Source organism: Saprospiraceae bacterium (assembly GCA_016719615.1).
In the GTDB taxonomy this organism is placed as follows: Bacteria; Bacteroidota; Bacteroidia; order Chitinophagales; family Saprospiraceae; genus Vicinibacter.
In genome coordinates, this window is record JADJYQ010000001.1 from 243,132 (window position 1) to 267,948 (window position 24,817).

24 protein-coding genes are annotated in these 24,817 nt (G+C 38.8%); 15 read left to right on the forward strand and 9 right to left on the reverse strand.

From position 1 onward, the window contains the following. The first annotated feature begins 42 nt into the window (after positions 1–42). Complete coding sequence (locus IPM92_01020) at positions 43–1,467, forward strand: TolC family protein (protein ID MBK9106980.1); 1,425 nt, start codon at positions 43–45, stop codon at positions 1,465–1,467. A 21-nt stretch (positions 1,468–1,488) separates the two neighbouring features. Further along, complete coding sequence (locus IPM92_01025) at positions 1,489–2,907, forward strand: efflux RND transporter periplasmic adaptor subunit (protein ID MBK9106981.1); 1,419 nt, start codon at positions 1,489–1,491, stop codon at positions 2,905–2,907. 6 nt (positions 2,908–2,913) lie between these two features. Here IPM92_01025 and IPM92_01030 read toward each other — a convergent pair whose 3' ends face one another. From IPM92_01030 to IPM92_01045, 4 genes are all read right to left on the reverse strand, one after another. Then, complete coding sequence (locus IPM92_01030) at positions 2,914–4,455, reverse strand: GH3 auxin-responsive promoter family protein (GenBank protein MBK9106982.1); 1,542 nt, start codon at positions 4,453–4,455, stop codon at positions 2,914–2,916. A 172-nt stretch (positions 4,456–4,627) separates the two neighbouring features. Continuing rightward, complete coding sequence (locus IPM92_01035; protein ID MBK9106983.1) at positions 4,628–5,572, reverse strand: lytic transglycosylase domain-containing protein; 945 nt, start codon at positions 5,570–5,572, stop codon at positions 4,628–4,630. A gap of 329 nt (positions 5,573–5,901) precedes the next feature. Then, positions 5,902–6,144: an ATP synthase F1 subunit epsilon gene (gene atpC / locus IPM92_01040; GenBank protein MBK9106984.1), complete on the reverse strand. Its 243-nt coding sequence runs from the start codon at positions 6,142–6,144 to the stop codon at positions 5,902–5,904. 2 nt (positions 6,145–6,146) lie between these two features. Beyond that, the gene (locus IPM92_01045) at positions 6,147–7,661 is read right to left on the reverse strand and encodes a F0F1 ATP synthase subunit beta (protein ID MBK9106985.1); all 1,515 of its coding nucleotides are present in this window, start codon (positions 7,659–7,661) and stop codon (positions 6,147–6,149) included. Between the two features lie 51 nt (positions 7,662–7,712). On the opposite strand from IPM92_01045, the gene IPM92_01050 reads away from it, so the two are divergent. Beyond that, a complete protein-coding gene (locus IPM92_01050; protein MBK9106986.1) occupies positions 7,713–9,098 on the forward strand; it encodes a hypothetical protein in 1,386 nt (461 codons plus the stop codon). A 453-nt stretch (positions 9,099–9,551) separates the two neighbouring features. Here IPM92_01050 and IPM92_01055 read toward each other — a convergent pair whose 3' ends face one another. Further along, positions 9,552–11,681 (reverse strand): elongation factor G, encoded by a 2,130-nt coding sequence (locus tag IPM92_01055; protein MBK9106987.1) that lies wholly within the window; start codon positions 11,679–11,681, stop codon positions 9,552–9,554. A gap of 396 nt (positions 11,682–12,077) precedes the next feature. On the opposite strand from IPM92_01055, the gene rplU reads away from it, so the two are divergent. Further along, positions 12,078–12,389, forward strand: a complete 312-nt coding sequence (gene rplU, locus IPM92_01060) for a 50S ribosomal protein L21 (GenBank protein ID MBK9106988.1) — start codon at positions 12,078–12,080, stop codon at positions 12,387–12,389. A 19-nt stretch (positions 12,390–12,408) separates the two neighbouring features. Next, positions 12,409–12,657 (forward strand): 50S ribosomal protein L27, encoded by a 249-nt coding sequence (gene rpmA / locus IPM92_01065; protein ID MBK9106989.1) that lies wholly within the window; start codon positions 12,409–12,411, stop codon positions 12,655–12,657. Between the two features lie 30 nt (positions 12,658–12,687). Here rpmA and IPM92_01070 read toward each other — a convergent pair whose 3' ends face one another. Genes IPM92_01070 through IPM92_01085 form a run of 4 tightly spaced genes read right to left on the reverse strand, consistent with a single transcriptional unit; the run spans position 12,688 to position 16,371 of the window. Further along, positions 12,688–13,416 carry a tetratricopeptide repeat protein gene (locus tag IPM92_01070; protein ID MBK9106990.1) on the reverse strand — a complete coding sequence of 243 codons (729 nt, stop codon included), beginning with the start codon at positions 13,414–13,416 and terminating at the stop codon, positions 12,688–12,690. Next, entirely contained in the window at positions 13,413–13,913 is a 501-nt protein-coding gene (locus IPM92_01075) for a hypothetical protein (GenBank protein MBK9106991.1), read from the reverse strand. Before IPM92_01075 ends, IPM92_01070 begins: the two co-directional genes overlap by 4 nt. Before the next feature lie 56 nt (positions 13,914–13,969). After that, entirely contained in the window at positions 13,970–15,223 is a 1,254-nt protein-coding gene (locus IPM92_01080) for a hypothetical protein (protein ID MBK9106992.1), read from the reverse strand. Continuing rightward, on the reverse strand, positions 15,220–16,371 hold the full coding sequence (locus tag IPM92_01085; GenBank protein MBK9106993.1) for an FAD-binding oxidoreductase: 1,152 nt from the start codon (positions 16,369–16,371) through the stop codon (positions 15,220–15,222). The genes IPM92_01080 and IPM92_01085 overlap by 4 nt, the downstream gene beginning before the upstream one ends. A gap of 78 nt (positions 16,372–16,449) precedes the next feature. Here IPM92_01085 and IPM92_01090 point away from each other — a divergent pair, with 78 nt between their 5' ends. The 10 genes from IPM92_01090 (at position 16,450) to IPM92_01135 (ending at position 24,666) form a co-directional block, all read left to right on the forward strand. Then, a complete protein-coding gene (locus IPM92_01090) occupies positions 16,450–16,737 on the forward strand; it encodes a DUF4293 family protein (GenBank protein MBK9106994.1) in 288 nt (95 codons plus the stop codon). Next, complete coding sequence (locus IPM92_01095; GenBank protein ID MBK9106995.1) at positions 16,734–16,880, forward strand: DUF4293 family protein; 147 nt, start codon at positions 16,734–16,736, stop codon at positions 16,878–16,880. Before IPM92_01090 ends, IPM92_01095 begins: the two co-directional genes overlap by 4 nt. A 12-nt stretch (positions 16,881–16,892) precedes the next feature. After that, positions 16,893–17,516, forward strand: a complete 624-nt coding sequence (locus tag IPM92_01100) for a TIGR04282 family arsenosugar biosynthesis glycosyltransferase (protein MBK9106996.1) — start codon at positions 16,893–16,895, stop codon at positions 17,514–17,516. A 75-nt stretch (positions 17,517–17,591) separates the two neighbouring features. Continuing rightward, positions 17,592–18,617 carry a PorP/SprF family type IX secretion system membrane protein gene (locus IPM92_01105; protein ID MBK9106997.1) on the forward strand — a complete coding sequence of 342 codons (1,026 nt, stop codon included), beginning with the start codon at positions 17,592–17,594 and terminating at the stop codon, positions 18,615–18,617. Between the two features lie 60 nt (positions 18,618–18,677). After that, the gene (locus tag IPM92_01110) at positions 18,678–20,792 is read left to right on the forward strand and encodes an OmpA family protein (GenBank protein MBK9106998.1); all 2,115 of its coding nucleotides are present in this window, start codon (positions 18,678–18,680) and stop codon (positions 20,790–20,792) included. A 105-nt stretch (positions 20,793–20,897) separates the two neighbouring features. Continuing rightward, positions 20,898–21,335: a DUF1573 domain-containing protein gene (locus IPM92_01115; protein ID MBK9106999.1), complete on the forward strand. Its 438-nt coding sequence runs from the start codon at positions 20,898–20,900 to the stop codon at positions 21,333–21,335. A 223-nt stretch (positions 21,336–21,558) separates the two neighbouring features. Continuing rightward, entirely contained in the window at positions 21,559–21,969 is a 411-nt protein-coding gene (locus IPM92_01120; protein MBK9107000.1) for a transposase, read from the forward strand. A gap of 142 nt (positions 21,970–22,111) precedes the next feature. After that, positions 22,112–22,330, forward strand: a complete 219-nt coding sequence (locus IPM92_01125; GenBank protein ID MBK9107001.1) for a hypothetical protein — start codon at positions 22,112–22,114, stop codon at positions 22,328–22,330. Positions 22,331–22,558: 228 nt separating this feature from the next. Beyond that, entirely contained in the window at positions 22,559–22,909 is a 351-nt protein-coding gene (locus tag IPM92_01130) for a transposase (protein MBK9107002.1), read from the forward strand. Positions 22,910–23,310: 401 nt separating this feature from the next. Next, positions 23,311–24,666, forward strand: a complete 1,356-nt coding sequence (locus tag IPM92_01135; protein ID MBK9107003.1) for a vanadium-dependent haloperoxidase — start codon at positions 23,311–23,313, stop codon at positions 24,664–24,666. Positions 24,667–24,817 lie beyond the last annotated feature (151 nt).

The window sequence follows — 24,817 nt, forward strand, 5'->3', positions numbered from 1 at the left end:
AAAGCTGTAAGATCGTGCTTCAAGACACACTAATATTGTACTATGAACTTTAAATTATTAAGCTGTATTGGCCTGATTTGCTTTTTACAAATAGGCAATTCCCAACAAAGCTGGAACCTGGTTCAGTGTATCGATTTTGCTGTTAAGAACAATATAGGCCTGAAACAAAGCCAAATCGCGGTTCAAATGGCCGAACTTGATGTCAAAACAAGCAAACACCAACAGTTTCCGGACCTCAGTGCAGGCATCAATGGGGGGATCAGTTTTGGCCGAAATGTGGACCCTACTACGAATACATTTACAACAGAAAATATCCTTTATTCCAATTATAATTTGTCGAGCTCTGTGGTTCTTTTTCAAAGCGGTTTAATGCGTAATTCGGTTAAACAGAATAAGCTACTATTGAACGCTGGTAAAGAAGACCACAATCAGGCTGTCAATGATTTGAGTTTGAGTATTGCTACCTTTTATCTGAATGTTCTACTTGCTGAAGAGCGATTGGAAGTAGCAGGACGATCACTCGAGTTGCAGCAACTCCAACTCGATCAGATCGAAAAATTGATCAAGGCAGGTGTCAAACCGGAAGCTGATGCCCTTGAAATTAAAAGTCAACTGGCACGTGCAGAACAATCAATTGTACTTGCAGAAAACGGATTAGATTTGGCCTGGTTGCAACTGAAACAGGCTATGCGAATGGATCCGGAAACGGATATGCAATTGGTACGATTGACCGAGGAACAATTGAATAAAATCGAATTGGAAATTTATAGTTTCAACCAGATTGAAGCAAAAGCAGTCGATCAGCAAGCTTCGCTCCGGGCAGCAAAAATCAGATTGGAATCTGCAAAAATTGGCGAAAAAATGGCCCGGGCATTATTATATCCATCTGTGTTCCTGAGTGGGAGTATTGGCTCCCGGTTTTCCGACGCAGCCATTAGACCTACAGCATTTGGTACAGAACGTCAAACTTACGAAGTATATATTAATAACCAGTTGGTCAAAGTCGAACAAGATTATCCGGTCATCACCCAAACGGAAGTGATCCCATTCAATACACAGTTTGATCAGTTTTTGGGTTACGGAGTAGGCGTTTCAGTTTCCATTCCGATTTATAAAAACTATAGTAATAAAGCTGGGTTGCAAAAGGCAAAACTGGCTACCAAACTTTCTGATCTGGATTTACAACTGAAAAAGGAAATTTTAGATCAAAATTTATACACGGCCATCGCCAATGTCAAAGCAGCACTTAAAGAGCATGAGGCTGCCATGAAGTCTTTTGAAGCCGGTAATTCTGCATTTGAAAAAACGAGCAAGAAATTTCAAATCGGGGCAGCAAGCACATTCGAACTCAATGTATCACAAGCGAATTTGCAAACTACCGAAATCAATTTGTTGATTGCAAAATACGATCTCATCTTCAAACAAAAATTGCTCGATTATTATGCGGGCAAAAGAATTGAATTGTAATTATTTTAAACGAAAAGAAAAATGTTCAACTTAAAAAATATCAAATGGTATACCTGGGTTTTGTTGGCCTTGATACCTGTATTGATCTTTGCTGCATACTTTAAAGCAAAACGCAAACCAAAAGGCGAAGAAGTTACTTATGAAAAAGTAGAACGCAGGTCCATTGTAGAAACGGTATCGGCAAGTGGTAAAATATTTCCGGAAACCGAGATCAAAATTTCTTCAGATGTATCAGGTGAAATCATTGAGCTCTATGTAAAAGAAGGCGACAGTGTAAAGGCCGGACAAATTCTAGCCCGTGTCAACGCTGATGCTTATGAGTCGGCTGTTGAAAGAAGTACTGCCGGGGTCAATGTGGCACGCACACAAGCCAACGCAAGCAGCAATAGTATTGAAAGTGCGCGACAGTTGGTGAATCAGGCCAGACTGCAAATGGAAAATGCAAGGAAAGTTCACGAACGGAATAAATCCTTATATAAAGAAGGAATCATTTCACAGGCGGATTTCGAAACTTCAGAAACCAGTTTAAAAAATTTAGAAATCGGATTTAAAAATGCAGAAACTGCTTTTAAAAATGCTTCGAAAACATCTGAAGCAGCGGGTTATCAGGTCAAGGATGCGGAAGCTGTATTAAAAGAACAGCGAACCAATTTAGGGCGCACTATCATCAAAGCTCCGGCTGGCGGAATTATTTCCAAATTAAACGTCGAAAAAGGGGAACGCGTCGTAGGTACCATGCAAATGAGTGGAACAGAATTAATGCGCATTGCCGACTTACATGCAATGGAAGTTCAGGTAGAAGTCAGCGAGAATGATATCGTTCGCGTAAAAACGGGAGATGATGCAGATATAGAAGTAGATGCCTATTCCAACCGCAAATTTTCAGGCAAGGTGACGGAAGTTTCTAATTCCGCATCGAATGTTGCATCTATAGGTGGGGCTAATTTGTCGACTGATCAGGTGTCCAAATACATCGTAAAAGTACGAATTGATAAATCGGGTTATTTAGACCTCACCGATCAGGGCAAAACGCCCTTTCGTCCGGGAATGTCAGCTACGGTTGAGATCAAAACGGCAAGAGTAGATAATGTTTTAAGTATTCCGATCCAATGTGTCATTGCTTATGATCCCGACGAGCAAAAAAACAAAGAGAAGGCAAAGCGCGCGCAAGAAAAATACGATCCAAAGCTGAATCAGGACAATGATGAACAAAAAGCCAGTCAATTCAGAGAAGCCGTTTTTGTAGTCAGAAATGATACGGTAGCACGCATCGATATCACCACCGGAATCCAGGATGTGGAATACATTGAGATTAAAAGCGGACTCGAAGAAAGTGATATGGTTGTGACAGGTCCCTATGCAGCGCTATCCAAAAAATTAAAGAGTGGTAAAAAAGTGCATCAGAAAAAAGAGGAGAAGAAGAAGGAGGAGGAAAACTAACAATTGTTAGTCTTTTAAAAATAAGGGCGCATCTCCAGATATCCTCAACAATTCCTCCAAATGATTTCGTTGATTCGACAATCTGGGAACTTTTTGTTGTGCTCCGATTTTGTTTTTAGTTTTCATCCATTGAAAAAAACTGCCTTTTGGCGCGACATTCAGTTTGAGATTTTCCAATGCAAGATCGTGAAAACGTTTGGCCTCGTAATCGGAATTCACTTTTTTTAATTCGTTGTCCAATGTTATTGCGAAGGCAGCAATATCTGCAGGAGCAAGTTCAAATTCAACCAGCCATTCATGCCCGCCTTTTCCGGATGATGTGAGAAATATCGGCGCGACCGTATATTCAGTAACTTTTGCTTTGTGAATTTTACAAGTCGCTGACAGAGCTGCATCCGTATTAGAGACCATGACTTCTTCACCGAATACGTTGATGAATTGTTTGGTCCGTCCTGTAATTTTGATCTTATAAGGATTGAGCGAAGTAAACTTTACCGTATCACCTATCTTGTATCTGAACAAGCCGGAATTGGTCGTGATAACCAATGCATAATTTTTATCCAATTCCACATCCTCCAGGTATAAAGTTTTTGGATCATCGCTTTCCCATTCATCCATGGGGATAAATTCATAAAAAATCCCATTGTCGAGAAGTAGTAACATATCGTCTTTGCACGTATCAGATTGTACTGCAAAATAGCCTTCAGAAGCATTGTAAGTTTCGATGTACGTGAACTCATTTGATGGGAAGAAATCCCTGAAGGGTTCTCTGTAAGGCACAAAACTCACAGCTCCGTGCACAAATACCTGCATATCAGGCCAAATTTCGAGAATATTGTTCTTTCCGGTATATTCCAGCAATTTTTTAAATAGAACGATGGCCCAGGTAGGAGTTCCTGCAATCAAGCGGATATCAATGGCAGAACTGTTTTTGGCAATGATGTCGAGTTTCTTTTCAAAATCTTCCATCAAGGCAATTTCTTTAGAGGGATAGAGCCGGTTAATTACGATTGGATGAAGTCGTTGATAAATAATAGCAGATACGTCTCCAACAATGCTACCAGGATATTCAGGCAGGCGATGATTTGAACTCCCTGCGAGTAATATGCTTTTCCCTTCAAAGACTCTGGGTTTTGGTATGTTGTCAAACATGCTGACGACGAGTCGCCACCCGCCCTTTGTGTGACAATTGCGATGGTTGATATCTGTAACTGGAATATATTTGCTCTTATCGCTGGTAGTACCTGAAGATTTTGAAAAATACTTGACCCTACCTGGCCAAAGTATATTTTTTTCACCACGCATCATTCGATGAACATCATCTTTTACCGTATCGTAATCTTGAACAGGCAAAAAGTCTTTCCAATCGGCAGTTTTTTTATAACGCGCAAAACCGTGTTTCATGCCCCATTCGGTACTAGTAGTGGCTTTTACAATTTTGCGTAACTCTTTTTGTTGGGCTTCAATAGGACGCTCCATGAATGCCTTCATTTGCGCACGATGGAGCTTTAGGTACTGACTCCACAATACATTAAAGATTTTATTCATCTGGTAGCAGCCTGATTTTCAGCAAATGTAAGCAATCAGTTCGTTTTTTACAGCTCGTCATGACTTCAGTTAGCTTATAGGTCCTGCAATCTTCTAAAAACTACAAGCGTCTAAAATTTGAATAAAATGACATAGGCAATCCCAAATCCAAAGAATGGGAACGAAACTGAGCTTATTTTGGGATTTTAAAATGATACTCCTTTTGGGTGGGATTAGGCAATTCACTCTTCAATAACCAGGGATTAAATAATTTTAATTGCCTGTAGGTAATCTGATGTTCGTGTGCAAAATCTGCCAAACTCGGAATCCCTTCTGCATGACTCACCAGTGTAAAATTATCAAGTGGCGAATACATTTCATTCTTGTGCAGGTAAAATCCAAACTTATCCGGATTTTTCATAATCTCTTTAATGGCCACGATCCGGAAAATATAGCGATTGGTCTCGTCACTGAGATTCATATCGTAATAATTGTCTTCTTTTTGTTCGGAAATTGCCCTGGTGAGTGCTGTTGGGCCCATATTATAGGCTGCAGCTGCTAAAGTCCACTTGCCAAATCGCTCTTTGAGTTTTTTCAAATACTGGCAAGCTGCGCGGGTTGCTCGTTCGGGATCATTTCGTTCATCGACATAGGTATTGACTTCGAGGTTTAGTTCCTTTGCGGCTTCTTCTCGAAATTGCCAGATGCCTTTTGCTCCGGCAGATGACACCGCATTGCGCAAAGAACTCTCCGCTACGGCCAAATACTTTAAATCTTGTGGAATGCCTTCGTCCTTTAAAATGCGCTCAAACAAAGGGAAAAACCGCAGCGCTAATTTGATATGCAATAAAGTGGAACTATGGTAATAAGTATTAATCAGTAATTCTCGTTCCAGGCGTTCAGTAACATCAAAATAATCCATCGGGATGGGCTCTCCGGCGAAATCATAGTTCGAAGCCAATTTTACCGCATGAATCGTTTGTGGCAGAGGATCGTATCGGTTGTTGAATGGAATTTCAGATGATGAAATCAACAACCAAACAAACAAGCTTCCAACTAGTAAACCTCCTGTAAAAAATAGAAATCGGTGCTTTTGACTTTTGTACATAATGAATAAACGTTGTACTTGACCCTTCAAATATAAGCTTTTGAAACAATAAATACAAGTTGAAAAGATCTTAACGGTAGTAAAATTGCTATGGCTGTTTCCCGGAATAACAAATTTGTATGCTATACAACTGCCCAGCCGAATCTAACATCTCTCAAACCGTGTAATCCGTGATAATTACTACTTACTCCCATTACAATAGGATTTGCTTACAAAACGGTTAAGCTGCCCAATTGAACTTCTCTTAATCCTCTTAATCTGTTTAATCCGTGCAATCCGTGATTAAAAAAGCCCCGATGAAAAATCGAGGCTCCGTTTCAATGAATTTCTGGTCCCAATGGGGGACCCGGGTTAGGAATTTATGATTGTCGAACGAGGACATTCACCTCGTTCTGTAAAACTTCTACGAATCCTTTGGTGATCAGGAATTGATGTTTTTCACCTTTTATATCTGTGACATGGACCGTGCCTTTGCCTAACGAAGATACAATGGGTGCGTGTTTTTCCAAAATTTCAAATTGTCCCGTTGTGCCGGGTACTTTCACAGCCCGGGCTTCCCCTTCAAAAAGCTGGCTGGTCGGTGTGAGTATATAAACTTTCATTTTTATGAATTGGCTTCAGCGAGCAATTTCTTACCTTTTTCTATGGCGTCATCTATGGTTCCCACCAGATTGAACGCCGCTTCCGGATATTCGTCCACTTCGCCATCCATGATCATGTTAAATCCGCGAATGGTTTCTTCAATGGGTACAAATACTCCCTTTAAACCAGTAAACTGTTCGGCAACGTGGAAAGGTTGTGACAAGAATCGTTGAACACGTCGAGCACGGTGAACGACCAATTTATCTTCTTCCGAAAGTTCCTCCATCCCCAGGATGGCAATGATATCTAACAATTCATTATAGCGCTGGAGTATCCCTTTGACGCGTTGAGCTGTATTATAATGCAGTTCTCCGATCACCAAAGGATCCAGAATTCGGGAAGTAGAGTCAAGAGGGTCAACCGCAGGATAAATCCCCAAAGCTGCAATTTTACGACTTAATACCGTCGTAGCATCCAGGTGGGCGAAAGTAGTCGCTGGTGCAGGGTCAGTTAAGTCATCGGCAGGTACGTAAACTGCTTGTACTGATGTAATAGAACCTCTTTTGGTCGAGGTGATTCTTTCCTGCATCAGTCCCATTTCAGAAGCGAGTGTAGGCTGGTAACCAACCGCAGAAGGCATCCGACCCAAAAGGGCTGACACCTCAGAACCCGCTTGTGTAAAACGGAAAATATTATCGATAAAGAACAAAATGTCTTTTCCTCCTGCCGGATCATTCATATCCCCGTCGCGGAAATATTCAGCAACCGTTAATCCGGACAAAGCTACGCGCGCACGCGCGCCGGGAGGTTCATTCATCTGTCCAAAAATAAATGTAGCTTTAGAATCTTTAAGGCCTTCCATATCAACTTTACTTAAATCCCAGCCTCCTTTTTCCATGCTGTGTTTAAAGTCATCGCCATATTTTATAATCCCAGCTTCGATCATTTCTCTCAAAAGGTCATTTCCTTCGCGCGTACGTTCGCCTACACCTGCAAATACTGACAATCCGCCATATCCTTTTGCGATGTTGTTGATCAACTCCTGGATCAATACGGTTTTACCTACACCAGCACCACCAAAGAGCCCGATTTTTCCACCTTTTGAGTAAGGTTCGATCAAGTCAATAACCTTTATTCCAGTAAACAATACTTCCGTTTCTGTAGAAAGGTCCTCGTATGTTGGTGGTTTTTTATGAATAGAATAAGCGTGTTTTTTCTCAACAGTTTTCAAACCGTCTATACTCTGTCCGACCACATTGAACAATCTTCCTTTGATATCTTCTCCAACGGGCATAGATATTGTTTCTGCCAGGTCGATGACTTCCGCCCCTCTGGTAAGCCCATCAGTGGAATCCATGGCAATAGCCCTAACACTGTCTTCTCCAAGATGTTGTTGAACTTCGAGAATGAGATCTTCCTTTCCCTGTCTTTTAATACAGAGCGCATTGTAAATTTCAGGAAGATAAGAACCTTCCGCTGAAAAGCTCACATCCACCACAGGACCAATGATTTGCGATACGCGACCCAGATTTGCCATACTGATTTTTTTCTATAAGTTTTTAAAAGTCGCGCAAATATATGTACATCTTTGCCTAGAATCAAAAACATTGACAAAGCCTTGACAAGTCATTTATCAGCTCATTTGATTGAACTTTTTGACGGGCTCCGTCAGAAACTTATGGAAGGCTGTCCTGACAATGCATTGAAAGATTTGTCAGATGCCATCATTTCAGCCGGATTGTTAGCAAAAGGGGCTGCTGTTAACACTATTGAAACAGACTACATATTGTCGCAGGAATTCCAATGGGTTTTTCCAGATATTCAAAAAATGGTTGAGGAAGCTCTGGAAGTGGGATTTCCCGAATTCATCATCGAATGGGCACTTCTACTAGCGAAAGACAAAAAAGTGCTGCCCGCCAACATATTAACGCCCATGATGAGGTATTTTTCGAAGCATCCGGATTTAGCGGTTCATTTGGTTCCAGCAATAGGTCCCAGAGGTTTTCAATTGGCAAAGCACTTTGATGAATTTGCTTTGTTCGATCATCGCAAATGGCAGGACCCTTTATCTTTCAAACAGCGTGCGCAGCGCAAATTTGCATTTAGTCTTTTATGCCTTCAGGATCCGGAAACGGCACTTCAATACATAATCGCTCATTTTTCGAAAATGCATGAGGATGACAAGAAAAATTTCTTGGGGCAAATTCTCAAAAACGGGGTAGAAGAAAACCAGATTCTATCAGATTTTCTTTCCAAAGGAAAATCCCAAATATTGCAGATCTTTTTCGTTCGTTACTGTTTGTTACATCACAAGGACTTTTACGAAATCAATAAAGAACAGCTTCAAAATTCAAAAAACAAAAATGATCTGCTGTCCTTTCAATTTCAACAAACTAACGGTCGTAAGTTTCAATGGGCTCCGGAGTTAGTCATAGCAGCAATGAACCCCGATATGATTTCAGAACTGGGTATTGAATCTTATTTTTTTGAATACATTCAACAACAGCAGATGGAATCTGCATTTCTGGATTCTTTCCAAGGATATCCCAAATCTAAACTCAGAAATCAATATTTTAAATGGCTGATCAAAAACAAATGCTTGACTGAAGAATTTCCAATGGAGAAACTTACACAGGGTATGGATTTTCTTTCTTACAATGCCTGTTGTATAGAATGGCTGGAAACCCTGAATGGTCAAACGGATATGGAAGCATTTTACAAAGCGTCTCTACATCACCGGCATTTTTGGTCGGATGAGTTATGCCAAACAATTATAAGTATTTCAAAGATTCCTGAAATTACTAAAAAATTTGAAATGATGGTATTCTGGCAGTTGATGGCTTTTAAAATGAATCCAGTATCGAATTACGCAAATAAACTTCCCGATGAATACAGATTCAGGATCAGCGATCATTTAAATTTCGAACAAGTGATCCGGTTTAGGAAGTTTATGAGGAAGTTGGATAAAGCCTAAAGGGGAAATGTAAAAGGCAGAAATTGGGGATGAGGTTAGCTGCAATTCGCTGTTTTTTTAAATCTTTTAAATCTCTTAATTCTTCATTTCGTTGTTCATTATTGGCTTTCATGCAAAAAATACTAACAAACGTTTGTAAGTATCTTTGAATATAGACATCCACTTCAGCCTTTGACCTTTTCACCTTTCGTCCGGTACTCTATATCGATTCCAGATCTTGTTTTCTATTCACCTCCAGGTAGGAAAACTCAGTTTCCCACTTGCGGCGGGCAAGTCCCGGCAGTCGAGTCAAGACGCAGACTCCGCTCAACAGGAAGAGTCAAAGACTCTACTCAGTACAGGGTTAATCTGATCATAATTGATGTTAAATTATTAAACACATTATAGCAATAAGCACTTAGCTTATAGCATTCTTCCTCCTTTACTCTTTAATCTTCAGCCTTTAGCCTATCCTTACTCCTCCGCTTCTTTATGGATCGCTTTATATTCGCTGATCAACCGTTGTTGGATGTCAGGACTTACAGGTGCGTATTCATTGAAATGTAATTTGAACTTTGCTTTTCCCTGGGTCATTGACCGTAGACTTGAGGAGTAATTATGCATTTCAGATAAGGGGACTTTTGCTTTTATTTTTTTGTAATGGCCCTCGGAGTCCATACCGAGAATGATGGCTCTTCTGGTTTGAAGGTCGCCCATTATGTCGCCCATAGCTTCATCCTGGCAGAGAATTTCAAGTTCATAAACGGGTTCCAGTATTTGAGGGGCAGCAGTGTGGAACGAATCTTTAAAAGCCATAGTTCCGGCTATCTGAAAGGCCATATCATTACTGTCGACCGGGTGCATTTTTCCATCAAAAACAGAAACTCTGATGTCTGTACAATAAGAACCTGTAAGGGGCCCTTCGATCATTTTATTCATAATCCCTTTTTTAATAGCGGACGAAAACTTGGTATCAATAGCACCTCCAACGATACACCAGTAAAACGCCAGTTTTCCGCCCCAGGGCAATTCTTCAGTTTCCCGGTTCCGCACGTTAAGGCCAGATGGATCTCCAATGCCTTCGTGCCAGGGTTCCACTCGCATATGTACTTCTGCAAATTGTCCGGCGCCACCCGATTGTTTTTTATGTCGATAACTCGTATCGGAGGCTTTCGTAATCGTTTCGAGATATGGGATTCTGGGCTTCAAGAAATCAATATGCAGACTGTGTAATTTCTCTATGCGGTATTTCAGCAAATCGAGATGCAGCTGACCTTGACCATGAAGGATATTTTGCTTTAAACGTTGTGATTGCTCAAGGACCAATGTAGGATCTTCTTCCTGCAATTCGTGTATGGCTTTAATCAATTTTTCAAGATCGTTTTTATTCTCGGTTGATATGGCAGCCCTGATTCTGGGTTCCGGAAATGGAATCGGCTCTATCTGTACATCATTACCTTTGATGCTTAGCGTATTGTTGGTGTGGCTATCTCTCAATTTTACGATGACGCCCAGATCTCCTGCAACCAATTCAGAAACGGCTTCCCGCGTTTTTCCGTTTGAAACAAAAATCTGATTGAGTCTTTCGGAATTTCGGTTCGAGTTATTCACCAACTCATCTCCAGTTTTTATTTTACCACTGAATACTTTAAAGTAGGATACTTTTCCAACTTTAGCTTCACTCATCGTTTTATAAATAAATAAAACAGGTGGCCCACTTAATTTGGCAGGCAATTCTCCATTGGTAAGTCTGGCAGGTGGGCGATCTGCCGGTGATGGACACACATCATTGATGAAACCCATGATACGACCGCTTCCCATGTTCTTTGTAGCACTTGCACAAAAAACAGGAAACAAACTCCTGGCAGCAATACCTTTTCGCAAACCATCGGCTAACTCCGATTCTTCCAGAGTGCCCGTTGCAAAATAATGATCCATCAGGGTATCATCATTTTCTGCCGCAGCTTCAACGATTGCATTGTGTAGTTCTTTGGCTTTGGCCATATATTCATCGGGTATAGGTTTTTTAACAGGTTTGCCCCCATCTGCAGCAAATTCATACAGGACCATTCTTAAGGCATCTACAATGGTCCGAAAAGAGCTTCCGGTGTTGACCGGAAACTGAAAAGGTATGAGTTTATGCCCGAACCTCTCGCGAGCTTGCTCCAGAGATGCGTCATAATCCGATTTTTCGTGATCGCATTGATTCATTACAAACATCATGGGTAAATGAAATTTATCAGCATATTCCCAGATGAGCTCGGTGCCAACTTCAACCCCATGAGCTGAGTTGATAACCATCAAGCCCAAATCCGCCACCTTCATAGAAGAGAGTATTTCACCTACGAAATCGTCTGAGCCCGGTGTATCAATAATATTGATTTTTGATTCTTTCCAGCTCACATGCATGAGCTTGCTGAACAAACTGGATTTTCGCTCCTGTTCAATATCTGAAAAATCAGAAACGGTATTACCCGCTTCTACCGTTCCCCTACGGGTAATGGCTTTTGCTTCATACAACATACTTTCGATCAGGCTGGTTTTTCCACTATGGGAGTGGCCCAGCAAAACGACATTCCTGATGTGCTTGGGATCCTGGCTCATACCTTTTGTTTTATGGTTTTCAAATTAGATTGCAACAAGTTATTTGATTTACACAGATTAAAAAAAATTATTAGCCAATTATTTTTAAATTAGAAAATACTCTATTGTATATCTAATTGAATTTCAGTAATTATGATTTGTAATGTCAAAGTCAATCTTTCTAAACATGAGCCGTCGACAGAATCACCATTAAAATTGATTCATCATCAACCTGAAAAAAGAAGAATTTTTATGGATAAAATTTCAAAATTTTAATTTTAATATACTCATTATAAGTATTATACAAATATATATTATTTTAATGTATTAATCATTTGGCTATTTTATCCATATTTTTTACTCCATTTATCTGAAAATATCTATTTTTGCAGTCCAATTTTAAAGACCTCTAGGTATATGATCGCAGTAGTGAACATCGCAGGACAACAATTCAAGTGCAGCTCGGGCCAGAAGTTATTTGTCCACAGGCTCGAAGCAGACCGTGGCGCTCAAGTTAATTTAGACCAGGTATTGATGATCATTAATGGCGACCAAACAACTGTTGGGACTCCTGTTGTGGAGGGCGCTAGTGTTTCAGCTAAAGTTTTAGACCACGTAAAGGGCGATAAACAAATCGTTTACAAAAAGAAGAAGAGAAAAGGATACGAGAAGAAAAACGGACATCGCCAGAGTTTTACACAAATCGAAATTGAATCTATAAAATCCTGATTTTTTAAAAATTTAAGCCATGGCACATAAAAAAGGGGAAGGTAGTACCAGTAACGGTCGCGACAGTAATAGTAAACGTTTAGGTGTCAAATTATTTGGCGGTCAGCAAGCCATTGCAGGCAATATTATTGTGCGTCAGAGAGGTACCCGTTTTCATCCGGGGCAAAACGTGGGCATCGGTAAAGATTTTACCTTGTTTGCCTTAAAACCTGGTGTGGTTACTTTTAAGAAAACACGTCAGGATAGAACCGTAGTAGAGGTTCTTTAATCCATTTTAAAAAATTCCTATTTCAAATTCTTAAAGGCTTATAGCTGCAAGTTTATCTGCAGGTACCCAGCCTGAATCGAATTCTGTCGTTTCAACTTTGATCCATGTTCCCAATTGGAGGGTCTTTTTAAGTTTCATCCCGGCTAGAAGTTGCTGAATATCTGGACTTTTTTCATCAGGAGATTTTTTAAGAGCAACAGGCATCATCAAAATAAATTGGTCCGATTTCAGAAAAAGGTACTCTCTGTGTGCCGCCATTAATAAACTTATTACCGCGACGACCAACAAAGCATTTATGAAATATGGAAATTTCAAATACCTATCAGCTCTTTGCCAATAATAATTCAGGTACAAAGTAAAACTGATCAGCAACAGCGCTGCCATAAACCAAATTAATGTTGGCCACTGATTTAATACCGAAAAGTATATGCCTATGACTTTATTTTCAGGCAGCGCATATAATTCTAATCCTGTTTTTTTTTGCGAAACAGATAACATTTGCAAACATGATTCGCAGTTAGGGTCCCACTTCAGTGCCTTTTCAAAATAAAGTATTGCTGAGGGGTATTCAGAAAGTTTGTAATGGCACATGGCCTTATTAAAGTATAATTCAGATCCCTTGTTACCTTCATTTTCCAGTTTCGAAAGCGCAAACAATGCCTCATCAAATTTGCCGGCATTATAATATTGTTTTGCATCTTCTGCAATTACTTGAGTAAAGAAGAAGAGCAATAATGGGAAAGTAAAATATCCTTTCATTCTTTATTCCATTTTAAGATATCATCCAGAGATTCAGGCTTTTCATCATATCTTGGATGATGCCCTTCCAAAAACTTTTTCCGACCTTCACTTAGTGGTAAGATCTGACCTTGAGGTTTTATAAAAAAATCGATGTAATCAATTTTTTTATCGGATGTAAAATTAAATTTCATCCTGCTGCATTGAATAAAGTTAGTACCCATATAACCCTTATCTCCATCTTGTAGAAAATATACGGATTCTGCATTTCCTTCCACCAACATATGTTTTATTTTTTGATCTTCAAAATGTCCTTGAATAAATCGGCCCTTTATCTGTTGGTCTATAATTTCATGTTCTCGATTGATGATAAAGCCATTTGGCGACAGAAAAAAATCTTTTAAGGATTTGTCCTTCAGGACCATTCTAATGGTATCACCGGTCATTTGAGAACTGTCAGACCACATCACAGGATTCTCGAATAAATAGAAAGAAGAATCTTTACCTGAAAAATACAATGAATCGCATTTACCACGTAAATGTATATGCCAGATTTTGACATGGCCCCAGGCTTTTATCGTTTGAAAGCTATCATTTTCTTGTTTGATATTTTCTGAAAAAAGACTGTCTGCTGCGAGATATAATGAATCTCCGTCAAACAATATGACGAGATAAGGTCTCCGGTTCCAACCAATAGCGGAAAACATTTTTTCGTTTTACTGTAACTGAATGAATCACTTACAATGGTGTATCCTTCAGTGGTGTCAGTTACTACTACAGCTCCGCTGGCTGTTCCAATATCAGTTTTGCCATCGTATTTTAATCTCGCCGATTGAATCATCCGTCCTGCTTCTAAAACCCGGGGATTCCCTTGCACCTGAAGCGATTTGCTGAATCTGTTGTATTCAATATTTTGTCCTTCGAGGATGCGCTCTCCTTCCTGGTAATAAGCATTTCCAAAAAGCAACACGTCACCATTGGATTCATTAAAAACAATACTATCGGCTTTAGCTTCTTGTTGATCGTCTTTGATACTTGCATGCCCAACCAAAGTAATTTTTTTACGCAATGCATCGTGATAAATAATTTTTGCATCTGCTTTTTGAGATCCTCTGGTATATCTTGGAGAATTTCCAAAGTATGATTTTTGTTCTTCGATCAGGTAATATCCTTCGTCGGTATAAATCTTTAAAGAATCCTGTTTTATCAAGCTTGGTCCAATAAAAATAACTTTGCGCTCACGGGTTTGATATAACAAAGTATCTGCAATTAAACTCATGCTATCTTTTAATAAAACGACAACACTATCTTTGAAAAAAGCTTCACCCGTTTTTGCATCATAATATCCTCTGCTGCTTCTAAGTTTGGCTTGTTCCGAAAACATAACACCGCCCTGCAAATATTTTGAAATTCTAGTATTTAAATCATATTGCATGGATTCTGTGAAAAGCTGCTGATCTTTGTGTTTGAGTACAACTTTTCCTTTGAGATTTGCCATCCGCTGATCTCCATCGTAAAACAGGCTATCGGCATATAATTGCAGACTGTCTCCTTCCAAAATGCGGACATGTCCCATCGCCGTGACTTTATTGGAGTCGATGATTGCAGAATCGCATAACAAATAACTTGCACGATGCCTAACCAAAACATCCTTCGATAAATATTGTAATTCTCGGCCTCCAATCCTTTCGAAACGCAATACATCTGCATGAATGACCTGCACGCGTGAAGAAATGGAATCTTTTTGTTGTGCATTTACAATTACACCAAAAAGCAACAGGATGTAAGTAAAAAAAGAAGGTTTGAAAAACTTAATCCTATTTATCATTTGAGCGGATTTTTTGGTTCCAGCAGCATTATTGCGGCTTCTTCACCAACCAAACTTGCCAATGCAACTCCCATGCCTCCCAAACGAACTGCTACTCCGATGTGATCGGAGATCATTTTTATGATGGGACTTTTAACGGAACCTAAACCCATGATGCCTGTCCAATTTTGAATGTATATATAATTTGTATTTTGAAATATATGATTTTCCGCAAACTGCAATAATTGGCTTTCAATAAGCGGATTGATTTGAAATTCGGTAGTGTATTCTTTTTCCGGATCCCAATTTCTCCCACCTCCAATCAATAAATTTCCATCAATGTTGCGAAAATAAATATATCCTCTGTCTACATGAAAACAACCCTTTAGAAGTAAAGGTTTGGAAGGTTTTAAGATCAACACGGAATTTCTTGCTGCTTGAACAGCTAATTCAGAAAAATATTGTTTTGCAAATCCATTGACACAAAATATCATTTGCCTGCAATAAAAGTCAACACCTTCGGCAAGTTGGATTTCAACAAGTTGTTCAGATTCATTCCACTTTTTGACATTCATTCCATACAAAATGTGGCCGCCCATTGAACGATAAATTTCATGAAGACAGTTTAATGTTTTTACCGGATCTATACTTGCTTCATAGGCGTTGCAAATAATTCCTTCAAAGCCTTTTAGTCCGAATTTTTCCACCAGATCGTCTCTGAAATAGAAATAATCTTTGAGTCCGGTGACATTTTCAATTCCTGAATTAAGAATATCCAAAGTTTCTTGAGAAATGGATTCGAATTCAGTGTTTTTTAACAGCAGCTCATAACCTCCATCTGGATGGTAATCAATTTGAGATTTGTTTGTTCTTTCAATCAGTTTTTGAATGCCGCGATACCTTTGCGAGAACAAACTAAAAACTTCGGAAGCGGGTCTGCCTTTGAGATCATCTAGTAATTCGCTGGGACTTCCAAAGCATGCAAAGCCTGCATTTTTAGTACTTGCGCCATGAGGTATGGAATGCCTTTCCAGGATCAGGACCCTGAGGTTTTGGTTTTTTTCAAGTAGGGAAATTCCCGTAGAAAGACCTACCAAGCCTCCCCCAACAATGGTTACATCCACATTTTCAAAATATGCTTTCCGTTCCCAAAAACTCAGCGTATGCATTCCGCAAAAATACTCGAATAAAATACCTGAATCAGGATGGATTCATCAGGAATAGGTATTTTCGACCCAAAATCTATTATGATACAACGCATACAAACGATATGGTTATTATTGGCAGCCGGCTGTTTTTTAGCCCAATGGATGCCAGCTTTAGTGCTTGCAAGCACTCCATCAGAAGGTTTAGGGGTGTTTGCAGATAAGGTATTTTGGAGTGGCGAGAGTTTTGTTGTTCTGATGGGTTCGGGTGTTTCAGGAATTCTCGTTTTGATATCTGTTTTATATAAAGAACGCGTCATGCAGATTTTACTCGTAGCAGTCTCCAGTTTGATTCAAATGATCATGGGGGTAGGAGTTCCTTTTACATGATCCAAAAAGCCGGTAAGATCAACCAATTTGAACCGGGAATTGGGTTATGGTTATCCGGCATCGGGCTTTTCATGTGTTGGCTTGCTACGCGTTCTATTAGAAAAGACGAAGCATTAGTGAGATCGATGGACAGACTTCGTTAATTATCAATTGGTTTGGACACTTTTTCTACTCAGACTGCCTTAATTATTTTTATCAAAAATTCCATTCCGGGAAAAGTTAAAACCAGAATTGGAAGTGTTTGGGGCGATGTAAAAGCGCTCGAAATTTATTTTGAACTTCAGCGAATAACAAGAGCCGTATGTGATGAATTTGAAGGGCCAAAATACTTATATTACAGTGATGGTATCTCACCAACAGATGATTGGGATCCATCCATTTATAATAAAAATGTGCAATCAGGAGAAGAGTTGGGAGATCGAATGTATCAAGCATTCAGCAACGTTTTGGACAGGCATCCAAAAGCCATAATTATTGGAAGTGATTGTCCTTATCTTCAATTAAATGATTTCCTGGAAGCTGAAAAAAAATTGGAATCAAGAGATCTGGTCATTGGCCCTGCTGGCGATGGCGGTTATTATTTATTGGCTTTGAGACATCCCTATCGTGAATTATTTGACGGTGTTCCCTGGAGTAAGTCTGAGGTATTAAAAACAAGCCTGCAAATTGCCGGAAAACTAGGACTCAAAACAAGCTTCCTAAGAACACTGTGGGATATAGACCTTCCAGACGACTGGACGATTTATCAAATGTTGCAAAAGGAGATGAGGAAACGTTAAAAATATGAGCTGGAGCAAGCTTTTTATTGAATGAGCATATAGTTTCTGTATCTTTCGGCTTTAAAGATTTTTTGCATGAAATTTTCATTTTGTCTGTTTTTTATAAGTCTGGGTCTGTGTATCGCTTTTAAAGCCAATGCTCAGGATCTACATTTTACCCAATTTGAATTTACACCTGTATTGATGAATCCGGGCCAAACCGGAAACTTTAATGGAACTTACAGGATCAGCGGACTCTATAGAGATCAATCTGTATCTCCGAGTGGCTTTACCGCAGATTTTAAAACGCCCTACATTACAATAGATGTAAATTTTGGATTTGCTTTTCGAAAAAAGGACTGGACTTCATTGGGGGTAAGTTTGTTTGACGACCGTTCGGGAGATATCAATATTGGTAAAGGTGGATTTTTAGCTTCTGGTGCTTACCATTTCGCTCTTGGAGGGGGTGATTTAGCTCTGGGTGCTCAATTTGGGAGTATTAGTTTTAGCACTAAAAATCCTGAAAAAGCAATTTTTTACGATCAACTTCAAACCGGAAGTGGAAGTTCACAAGATTTGCAAAAATTACAACAGGGAAAAGGAAGTTACAATGATCTTTCTGCGGGCTTGGTCTTGACCACACCCTTGAGTGTTAAAAAACATTCCTTAAAAATGGGATTTGCATTAAATCACCTGAATAAACCAACGGTGAGTGTATTGGGATCTGGCGGAGATAAATTAGGAATGTTACTCAATGTTCATGGTTCTTTACAATATCATTATAACGAGAAAATTGATTTCATTCCAACTGTTTATTTCAGAAGTTTGGAAAAAAATAAGGAAACCATTGGGCAATGCATGGTCAGCTACCTATTTAATGTGGAGAAAAAAGTTCGCTTAAATGCGGGTTTGGGTTATCGATTTGGAGATGCAATACAAATTATGGCCGGGATGGATTATGGAAAAATCAAAGCACAAATCGGATACGATCAAACTATTGGCGATTTAAAAGATGCCAAAGATCCTGCTGGTTTTGGTGCCCTTGAAATCGGGATAAGCTACACAGGTGCGATCATTAAAAAGCCAAACCCTAAACCAAAAGTATTTTGCCCTCGTTTTTAATCATATTCTTCTAAAATCTGTATGCTAAAGATTTATTCTTAATCAGGAAAATTGAGTTTTATGAATTCTAAATGGATTTTTTCTTTTATAGCCTTGACAATTTCTTTAATGGCTTTACATGCCCAGCCGGCTACCGGAAATACTCCGGATGCTTTAGTGCGCTCCGGAGATGAGCAAATTGAGAAAGGTCAGTATTACAGGGCGCTTGAGCAATATGAGAAAGCCTATAAGGAATTTAAAGAACGCGATATTGCCGTAAAAATCGCAAAGGCTCATTTATTGTTAAGAGATTATAACAAAGCTTCTATATGGTTTGGAAGGGTGTTGTCAAGGGATCGCGCAAATAAATACAATGCCTATAGATTTGATTATGGTGTCGCATTAAAAATGAATGAAGCTTATACAGAAGCAGCTGAAGAATTTAAAAAATATCTCGAAACCGGATCTGATGATGCTTTAAAAAAACAAGCACAAATTGAATTGGAAGGTATCGAACTTAGAGCTCAATTGAAAGAGAATGTCGGCATTGAAGTTAAAAATGCTGGCAAAAATATAAATACACCGGAATCTCAAAATGGACCGGCCATTGATCGCGAAGGAATTTTATACTTTGGATCACTGGACGCAAAAGATGAAAAAAAATCCAAAAAAGACGATAAGAAAAAGGATGATAAGAAGAAGTCTGGCAAAGAAGGCGAGGATGAGCCAGCTAAAGAAGATGCTCCCGGTTCAGAAGACGATCCCGCAGCATTTATGAAAATCTACAATGCTTCGTTTTCTGAAGGAAAAGGTTGGCAAAAAGCAGAAATACTTCCTGAACTCATTAATCGCAATGGATATCATAGTGCGAATGTGAGTTTTTCAAAAGACGGTCAAACTATGTTTTTTACGAGAGCCGTGTCGGAAGGTGGTTTTATGGAAGAAAGTAAAATTTATGCTTCATCAAAAACAGCTACCACCTGGAGTCCTGCCATTGAAGTAAAAGGGGTGAATGGAGATTTTCTGGCAAGACACCCCGTAGAAGGTGAACTTTATGGTAGCAGGGTTTTGTTTTTTTCAGCGAATATTCCCGGAGGCAAGGGTGGTTTTGATCTATATTATGCAAACAAAATCGGCGAAGCGGAATACAGCGCACCTGTGAATATTGCAGGATTAAATACAGAAGCTGATGAATGGAGCCCTTACATGCAAGAAGGCACATTATATTTTAGTACCAACGGTTTGCCTGGAATTGGCGGTTTCGATGTATTTCAATCGAAATGGACCGGTTCAGATTGGACAAAGCCTGAAAATATGGGAATGCCGGTCAATTCTAGTGTCGATGATTTATTTTATAAATTAAGTCCGTCCGGAGACCGCGCTGTCATTGTTTCAAACAGGGCACATCCGGATTCGAAATCATTAAAAAGTAAAACCTGTTGCGATGATATTTACTTTATTGAAAAGCGGAAACTGGTCATCGATTTGACAACCATCGTTTTGGATGAAAAGAAAAAGGGAATTAAGGGAGCCACTGCCCAATTGATCGAAATGAAGACCGGAAAAGATGGAGAAATTCAAAGTAAATCAAATTCTCAGGGCAATGAAATTTCACATCTATTGGATAAAGACAGATCCTATAAAGTCGTAGTAAGTAAAGATGGCTTTTTCCCGGCTGAGTTCGAATTAAATACGGTAGGCATCGAAAAAGATCAAAGTATAAAAAAGGAAGTTGTACTTCGCGTGTTACCACCCGAATCAGATGTGGAAATTGTAACGATAAATGAACCCATCCGATTGAATAGCATCTATTACGATTTTGATGATGATAAAATACTACCTGATGCTGAAAAAGATTTGGCCTACCTGAAAGAATTAATGGACAAGTATTCAGATATGGTGATTGAATTGAGTTCGCACACCGATTCAAGAGGAATTGATGATTATAATGAGAAACTTTCCCAACGCAGAGCCAATTCCGCTAAAAAATGGCTGATGACTAAAAAAGTTAGTGCACAACGCATAGTTGCCAAAGGTTATGGAGAAGAAAAAATTCTCAATCATTGCAATAACGGCGAAGAATGTACGGAAGAAGAACATCGTTTTAACCGTCGCACTGAATTCAAAATCCTTTCTGGTCCGACGACTATTGAAGTCAGAAAGGAAGTTATGAATAAAAAGGGAAAAGGAAAATAGAAGACTTATCTAAGGGGCAAACCAGTTCAGTTCGCTTTAAGTATATCCTACCTTTTTATGAAGATTTATTTAACCGAAAATTTGTGGAAATGCTATAGAAGCATAATGTTTTTCATTACTATTTGTTTTCTTTTTACAGATTGTACTGGAAGTAAATCAATGATCCTGGATGCTCAAACAATAGACACCGCAAATTCAGTTGTAGAAGAAGCCATGCAAGTCGTTTCTCCATCTTCTGCACATATTTTATTTGATTCGAGCAATTATCATTTTGGCTCCGTAAAACAAGGTGGCATCGTTTACCGGGAAATACTTTTTACCAACGATGGAGGATCAGATTTGGATATACAATTAATATCAGCCTGCGAATGCACGCAATTGGAATGGCCACAATTACCAATTAAACCTGGTGGATCAGGAATCATAAAAGTACGATATGACAGTAAGGACAAATCCGGGCCCCAAATTGTGGATATTGAGGTATTGGCCAACACCACTCCCGAAATGAGCTACACTAAGTTCTTCATACACGTCAATCCTTGAGTCCTAAAGTTATAAGCTGATAGCTAAAAGTATTGAGAGGATGGATTTGAGAGCAAATAGAAGGAAGGATTATTGATACTAGATTTTGGATTTAGATTATAGAGTTTCAATTGTCAATGCCTAAACTGAGTCGGGTCAAGATTTCACCATTCTTCCTCTTTTAATTACTTCCTATGTCTATGCCTGAAATAGGTTGACCAAAATCTGGTCAAAAGTCAACCGAATGGAATCCAAAAATAAGCAAAAATTAAGCCTAAAAGTGCAACGTGTTTTTAGTGTAGAGATACGCCGCAAGACAGTTCGAGATGTAGAACGAGGCAAATGCACAATTCTTCAAGCATCCAATGAGTTAGGAGTGAGCCAGGGCAGTATATACAAATGGATTAACCAATATAGCTTATATTTAAAGCAAAGTAAGCGCATGGTAGTCGAAGATAAAAGTGAGGCATATCGTAGTAAAGAATTGGAGAATAAATTGAAGGAAGTTGAAGCTATGTTGGGTCGTAAGCAAATGGAAATTGAGTTTTTAAATAAGATGATTGAAATTGCGAATGAAGAATTCAAAATTGATATTAAGCAATCTGTAAAAAAAGACTTTCGAATGGTATCGAATCAACAAAGGAATAAAACATAGATATAAACTGAAGGAAATTAGTGAACTGGCCGGAATAAGCAAACAGGCACTCTGGAAAAGCCGGATTAAAAATGCAAAACAAGACAAGTTCATAAAATCAGTAGTTGATCAACTAAACGAAATACGAAAAATACATAAAGTAATGGGTTGTAGAAAGATGTATTATAAAGAAGAAAATCAATGGCCAGTTGGAAGAGATAAGGTAATTGAAATAGCGAATGCCAATGGCTTTAAAATGCGTAAAAAACGCAGTATAGTTAGGACTACGTGGAGCCAGGCAGAAGTCTATCCCAATTTAATCGAAGGAATGCAGCTCAATGGTCCTAACCAGGTATGGCAATCTGATATCTTTTTATTTTAAGGCTGGGCAGATCAACTATTATGGAGTAACCATCGAAGATGTGTATACAAGAATATTGAAAGCGTTACATATGTCACAAAGCTTAGCAGCCAGGCATACAGTGATAGCTTTGCAAAATGCAATAAAATCCACATCAAATAAAGAAGAGATAATAGGTTGCATATTTCATTCAGACAGAGGCAGTCAATATAAAGTAAAGAATTAAAGGAATTAATTCGAGAAAGTAAAATGAATCCAAGTATGTGTCTAAATCCTCAAGAAAATGCCTATGTAGAAAGAATACAAGGAACAATAAAGAACGAATATTTGAATGAGTATGAAATAACCTCAAAAAATATCATGCAAATGAGTAATAAAATAAAATTCTGGTACAACGAACAAAGGCCACATAAAAGCTTAGGAATGTTAACACCTAAAAACTTTGAAAACCTTGTTAAAAACTTGACAGAAAAAGACAGGCCTAAAATGATTATAAATCAAGGAATTAAAGAGTTTTCAACAGAAATTTGTGAAATTAACAAAAAGAAAAAAGAAGCAAAAAAGAAAAACTTATCATCATCATCACTATCTTTAATTTAACTTAAAAAAAGTCAACCTATTTCAGGTAAGGACACTATTTAATCCTTGCTCCTTGCACCATAATCTTTAATCCATGCTCTGCGCTCTTATCCAGCATAATTTAACGTATATAAGCCAAAATATGACGTATATTATTGAATGATATATATTTATACATATAATTATCTATATATTAGAATTTCAGCGGTTTATAAACACTCAGGGTAAACCCTGATTTTTTAAAATAAATGCTCTAAAATTTGGAGAACTGATCATACCCGGCTTAACTTAGTGGCGTATTAATTCCCTTTGTTACTTTAGATCGGTTCCGGTCTAATGCCTCAATCACTATATCTGGTTAGAACTTTTCGACTTAGCCAGTATATATCGATCATTTTGAAAACTATTTAAAATTAAAGATCATGAGGCAATTAGTACATTTCAAAGCATCCCTAGTAAACTGCTTGTTGGCAGCTGTAGTTTTTTTAACTGCCTGTACTAAAGAAGAGAGAACGACTTTTAGCGAAGAAGTAAACAAATCTACCGTTGAGAACGGAAGCATTGCAATTGAATGGATGCGACTCGCGGCTAGAATTACCCCGGAGATCCCCGGATACACTCCACCAATAGCAGCCAGAGCTTTTGGCTATTTAGGTTTGGGATTGTATGAATCCGTTGCTCAGGGCATTGATGGCTATCCAAGTTTTCAAGGAAAGTTGAATGGTTTATCATCCCAAAGCCTTCCGGTCATTCATGAAGGCGGCCAGGTAAGCTGGGCCTTAGTAATCAATGAAAGCATGCATTACTTATTCGGAAAATTTTACAGAAATGTAACTCCCGAAACGCATGCACACATTGAATCTTTTTACAATGATAATAAATTGACACTGTCTGCAGGATTATCGACGGATGTCATCGAAAAATCATTGATGTATGGAGCCATGATGGGTAAAGCTATCTACAATTATTCCATGACTGATGGTCAAGATGAAGCTTATCTGAATAATTATCCGCTTGCATACAGTGTACCGCAAGGGCAGGGTTTGTGGGCTCCTACATCCAATCACATCAAAAGACCCTTATTGCCATATTGGGGTGAAGTTCGTTGTTTTCTACAGCATGAGCATGTGATGGATATGCCAACACCGCCTGCATTCTCTACAGCTCCTGGATCTCAATTTTATGCAAATGCATTAGATGTAAGAAATCGCGTGCGCAACTTGGATAGAAATTCTGAAACAATGGTCAAATTCTGGAATGATGACCAAAATCAGTCCATAACAACTGCGGGTCATATGGTGAATATTTTGAGCGATATTCTTAGCAACGAATCCCGCGATCTGGCTTTCACAGCAAAGGCTTATGCCAAATTGTGTATCAGCTTACATGATGCAACTGTTGCTGCCTGGAAAGTGAAATACAAGTACAATATTCTAAGACCAGAAACTTATATCAGAGAAAACATCGACGGCGATTTTTTACCCTTGGTGGATCCACAAGCTACGCCAGAATATTCTTCAAGTTCATCTGCAGTGGGAATGGCCAGTTCAGAAGTAATGAGTGAAATTTTTGGTTACAATTATGCATTCACAGATCGCACACATGAAAACAGAAAAGATATTGATGGAACACCTCGTTCTTTTAAATCTTTCCAACAAATGGCAGATGAAATTGCTTCATCTTGCCTTTACGGTGGAATTCATTACAGATTTAGTCTGGAAGCAGGTCAGGAACAAGGTTCTATCATTGGCCGCAATGTCAACAAATTGAAGATCTAAACAATTTGATTATATATTGTAATTTTTAAGGGCTCTTCCACAAGGAGCCCTTTTTTATTACTACATTTAAAATCTCACCAATTGCAGATATTGGGCTTGTGCATATCAGCAATATACTTTAATCTGGAAAGCTCAAACAAAACTTCGATGA

Coding starts and splice junctions, on each gene's coding strand:
- IPM92_01090 (MBK9106994.1), top strand. CDS start 16,450: ATGATACAACGCATACAAACGATATGGTTATTATTGGCAGCCGGCTGT.
- rplU (MBK9106988.1), top strand. CDS start 12,078: ATGATCGCAGTAGTGAACATCGCAGGACAACAATTCAAGTGCAGCTCG.
- IPM92_01110 (MBK9106998.1), top strand. CDS start 18,678: ATGAATTCTAAATGGATTTTTTCTTTTATAGCCTTGACAATTTCTTTA.
- IPM92_01120 (MBK9107000.1), top strand. CDS start 21,559: ATGGAATCCAAAAATAAGCAAAAATTAAGCCTAAAAGTGCAACGTGTT.
- IPM92_01135 (MBK9107003.1), top strand. CDS start 23,311: ATGAGGCAATTAGTACATTTCAAAGCATCCCTAGTAAACTGCTTGTTG.
- IPM92_01130 (MBK9107002.1), top strand. CDS start 22,559: ATGAATCCAAGTATGTGTCTAAATCCTCAAGAAAATGCCTATGTAGAA.
- IPM92_01070 (MBK9106990.1), bottom strand. CDS start 13,416: ATGAAAGGATATTTTACTTTCCCATTATTGCTCTTCTTCTTTACTCAA.
- atpC (MBK9106984.1), bottom strand. CDS start 6,144: ATGAAAGTTTATATACTCACACCGACCAGCCAGCTTTTTGAAGGGGAA.
- IPM92_01080 (MBK9106992.1), bottom strand. CDS start 15,223: ATGATAAATAGGATTAAGTTTTTCAAACCTTCTTTTTTTACTTACATC.
- IPM92_01095 (MBK9106995.1), top strand. CDS start 16,734: ATGATCCAAAAAGCCGGTAAGATCAACCAATTTGAACCGGGAATTGGG.
- rpmA (MBK9106989.1), top strand. CDS start 12,409: ATGGCACATAAAAAAGGGGAAGGTAGTACCAGTAACGGTCGCGACAGT.
- IPM92_01085 (MBK9106993.1), bottom strand. CDS start 16,371: ATGCATACGCTGAGTTTTTGGGAACGGAAAGCATATTTTGAAAATGTG.
- IPM92_01125 (MBK9107001.1), top strand. CDS start 22,112: ATGGGTTGTAGAAAGATGTATTATAAAGAAGAAAATCAATGGCCAGTT.
- IPM92_01020 (MBK9106980.1), top strand. CDS start 43: ATGAACTTTAAATTATTAAGCTGTATTGGCCTGATTTGCTTTTTACAA.
- IPM92_01025 (MBK9106981.1), top strand. CDS start 1,489: ATGTTCAACTTAAAAAATATCAAATGGTATACCTGGGTTTTGTTGGCC.
- IPM92_01030 (MBK9106982.1), bottom strand. CDS start 4,455: ATGAATAAAATCTTTAATGTATTGTGGAGTCAGTACCTAAAGCTCCAT.
- IPM92_01115 (MBK9106999.1), top strand. CDS start 20,898: ATGTTTTTCATTACTATTTGTTTTCTTTTTACAGATTGTACTGGAAGT.
- IPM92_01105 (MBK9106997.1), top strand. CDS start 17,592: ATGAAATTTTCATTTTGTCTGTTTTTTATAAGTCTGGGTCTGTGTATC.
- IPM92_01055 (MBK9106987.1), bottom strand. CDS start 11,681: ATGAGCCAGGATCCCAAGCACATCAGGAATGTCGTTTTGCTGGGCCAC.
- IPM92_01045 (MBK9106985.1), bottom strand. CDS start 7,661: ATGGCAAATCTGGGTCGCGTATCGCAAATCATTGGTCCTGTGGTGGAT.